The following is a 3,554-nucleotide window of genomic DNA, read 5'->3' on the forward strand; positions in this document are numbered from 1 at the left end:
TGACGGCAACCACAGCCCCGTCGAAAATGCCGCCGTCATGGCTGGCATCTCAGCTTATGAGCTTTTCACCCGTGTCAGTGACAGAACTGTTCGGAAGTATGTTTGAAGTTATTAATTTTTGCGGGTAGCCCGTAATAAATAGCAATTGGGGTCGAACGTCCCGTCTGCGTAGGTAAATTTATATTTTATTTCAATAACGTCAATTCGTTGATTATTAAATTGATAAGCCTTGATATTTTCAAAAAGATCATCTCCCCCAACATAATCTCCTGTATAAAATTGCCAAACACCAAATGGTAATATGGCTTTGTCCTCTAGCGTTTTTATTTTTCGACCGTTAATGGGGTTAATATGTATAATCGGAAAATACTCAGGTTCAATTTTCTTTCCATTTCCTCTGAAATCGATGACTTTAATCGACCACATCGGGTCCTCATAAAATTCCTTATTCGGGCTTGGAAAAACATTAAAGTCTAAATAAAGCGTGTTATCGTTATAGGTTTGTTCTGAAACAAGAAAATCTTTTTCTTCATTACATTGATCTTTTAATTGATCAGCATACGAAACTGTCGTGTTTAAAAGCCCAAGTAACAAGACACTTAATACAAATTGCTTCATTTTCTCCACTCTTAACTCTGCGAAACTATAAATTACGTTCTTTTTTTACTGCCTCTAATACTTGTTCTAACCAAAGCACAATCTCACTTTCCAATACAGAAAAACTAACCCCAGAATTATTCCAAAATTGCACTCTTTCAGTATTGTTATATTTATCGCTTAAGATTTCGAGCAATAGCGCGTGCACTTCTTGTCTTTGTGCAGGAGAAAAACCTTGAGCAATATCCGTTATGCCAGAGAAAAAATCAGGATGGACTAATAGAAAATCTTGATGGATTAACATTCCAAAGGTGAGCCAAATTTCAGGCGTATTATTTAAAATATCTTCCATAGCTATAAAGAACCATCCAATGTAGTTAGTTGGATAAAAAAAACGAGTGAAAGAATTACTCTCACCCGTTTTAATTTGAATAATTTTTAGATGTATATCAAGTCTTTGCTTTCAACTCCAACCGCCTATCATGCAAGATCGGTTCGGTATAACCAGACGGTTGTACTGCACCTTTCAAGACCAGATCACAAGCGGCCTGAAAGGCGATTGAGGTGTCGAAATCATCGGCCATTGGTTTATACGCTGGGTCATTTGCATTTTGCCCGTCGACGACGGTTGCCATGCGTTTCATGGTTTCCATGACTTGGGATTCTGTGCAGATGCCGTGGTGGAGCCAGTTGGCGATGTGTTGGGAGGAAATGCGCAGGGTTGCGCGGTCTTCCATCAGGCCGACGTTGTTGATGTCGGGAACTTTGGAACAGCCGACGCCGTGATCGACCCAGCGGACAACATAGCCCAGAATGCCTTGGGCGTTATTATCCAGTTCGCGTTGTACCTCTTCCGGTGACCAGTTGGTGTCTTTGGCAACGGGGACTGACATCAAATCGTTGAGCGAAGCACGCTCTCTTTGCGCCAGTTCCTTTTGACGGTCAAAGACGTTGATATCGTGATAATGGGTGGCGTGCAGGGTTGCCGCTGTGGGGGATGGAACCCAAGCCGTATTCGCGCCCGCTTGCGGGTGTCCGGACTTTTGATCCAGCATATTGGCCATCAGATCCGGCATGGCCCACATACCTTTGCCGATCTGTGCGCGGCCACTGAGGCCACAGGCAAGGCCGATATCTACATTCCAGTCTTCATAGGCCTTGATCCATGCGGCGTTTTTCATATCGCCTTTGCGGATCATGGGACCAGCTTCCATAGTTGTGTGGATTTCATCGCCTGTGCGATCAAGGAATCCCGTGTTGATAAAGAACACCCGATGTTTGGCGGCACGGATTGCTTCTTTTAAATTCAGCGTGGTCCGGCGCTCTTCATCCATAATTCCGATTTTGAGGCTATGACGTTTAAGCCCTAATAGATCTTCAACCTTCGTGAAAATCTTGTTGGCAAAAGCTACTTCGTCAGGCCCGTGCATTTTGGGTTTTACGATATAGACAGAGCCTGTCCGGCTGTTGCGTAATGAAGCGCCATTAGAACCAGAAGACTTCAGAAGATCGTGTTTGGCAATAACCGCCGTGATCATGGCATCCATCAAACCTTCGGGAACTTCACGGGCGTCATCCCCGACCAGAATAGCCGGATTGGTCATGAGGTGGCCAACATTGCGAACCAGCATCAGGCTCCGACCTTGCAAGGCAAGGCTTTCACGAGAATTTGTCTGATAAACTCGATCATCTTTCAATCGACGGGTGATGGTTTTGCCGCCCTTTTGCAGATCCGTGGACAGGTCGCCACGCATCAGGCCAAGCCAGTTACGATAGACAGCAACCTTTTCCTCGGCATCAACCGCTGCGACGGAATCTTCACAATCCATAATGGTTGAGAGCGCAGCCTCGACAATAACATCGGCAACACCCGCCGGATCGGTCTTGCCAATGGGATGCTTACGATCAACAGAGATTTCGAGATGTAATCCATTGTGACGGATCAAAAGACCAAAGGCGGTATTGAGATCACCGCGATAACCTCTGTATTCAGCTTCCTCTGAAAGGGTTGCACGCTGACCGTTTTCCAGTGTCGCAACCAGCTTGCCTTCGTCGATTTTGTAACACACAACATCTTTATGAGAACCACCGTTCAACGGTGCGGCCTGATCCAGAAAATTCTTGGCCCAGTCAATGACCTTTTGCCCGCGAACAGGGTTAAATCCAGCCTGTTTTTCTGCGCCATCCGTTTCAGGGATTGCATCGGTGCCATAGAGCGCATCGTAAAGGCTTCCCCAACGCGCATTTGCTGCATTCAGCGCATAACGCGCATTCATCACAGGCACCACAAGCTGTGGTCCGGCGACAGAGGTTATTTCTTCGTCCACATTTGCTGTTTCGATGGTGAAATCAGCGCCTTCGGGAACCAGATAACCGATTTGTTCCAGAAATGATTTATACGCCGCATGATCTGTAATGGGGCCGGGGTGGGTTCGATGCCAGTCATTCAGTTGGCCTTGCAGTTCTGCCCGTCGCGCGAGCAACTTTGCATTTTCCGGCATAAGATCCAGCAGAAGATCATTCATACCAGCCCAGAAAACATCCGAGGCAACACCTGTTCCGGACAGGGCTTCGTTATTCATAAAATTATGCAGCGTTTTATCTATTTGTAGCGCGCCGACCTTAATGCGATCAGTCATTGTTATCTGTCCCAGTCTTATGATTAATCTGAATAGTAAAAATTATTATATTCGGCCAAGTATAAGGCAACTTTACCAAGCGCGTATTAAGGAATTTTCAGAATAGCACCTGTGCCGTCGAACCAATATTCTTCCAAGTTTGCTGTTCCTTCGTCTGCGGGACCTTTTCTGTCCACAATCAGGAAATCCTGTGTCGGTTCCAGAACCAGTAAGGGATGATGCCAAATATTTTTCGCATACTGTACTCCCTGACTTCCCGATGCCATAAAGGCACGACAGCCCGCAGGTGTCGGGATTTCGTCTTCACAAACCACAACC

At 45.9% G+C, this 3,554-nt stretch carries 4 protein-coding genes; all 4 read right to left on the reverse strand.

Annotated elements, in window-relative coordinates:
• Positions 1-111: 111 nt before the first annotated feature.
• Positions 112-618 carry a hypothetical protein gene (locus Q0241_RS14545; protein WP_299378748.1) on the reverse strand — a complete coding sequence of 169 codons (507 nt, stop codon included), beginning with the start codon at positions 616-618 and terminating at the stop codon, positions 112-114.
• A gap of 25 nt (positions 619-643) precedes the next feature.
• Positions 644-949: a hypothetical protein gene (locus Q0241_RS14550; RefSeq protein WP_299378750.1), complete on the reverse strand. Its 306-nt coding sequence runs from the start codon at positions 947-949 to the stop codon at positions 644-646.
• Between the two features lie 97 nt (positions 950-1,046).
• Positions 1,047-3,236: a malate synthase G gene (locus tag Q0241_RS14555; RefSeq protein WP_299378752.1), complete on the reverse strand. Its 2,190-nt coding sequence runs from the start codon at positions 3,234-3,236 to the stop codon at positions 1,047-1,049.
• Between the two features lie 86 nt (positions 3,237-3,322).
• Positions 3,323-3,554 (reverse strand): ureidoglycolate lyase (locus Q0241_RS14560; protein ID WP_299378754.1); only part of this gene is annotated, 232 nt, incomplete at its 5' end.

It is taken from the genome of uncultured Kiloniella sp. (assembly GCF_937128705.1).
Taxonomy (GTDB): Bacteria; Pseudomonadota; Alphaproteobacteria; order Kiloniellales; family Kiloniellaceae; genus Kiloniella.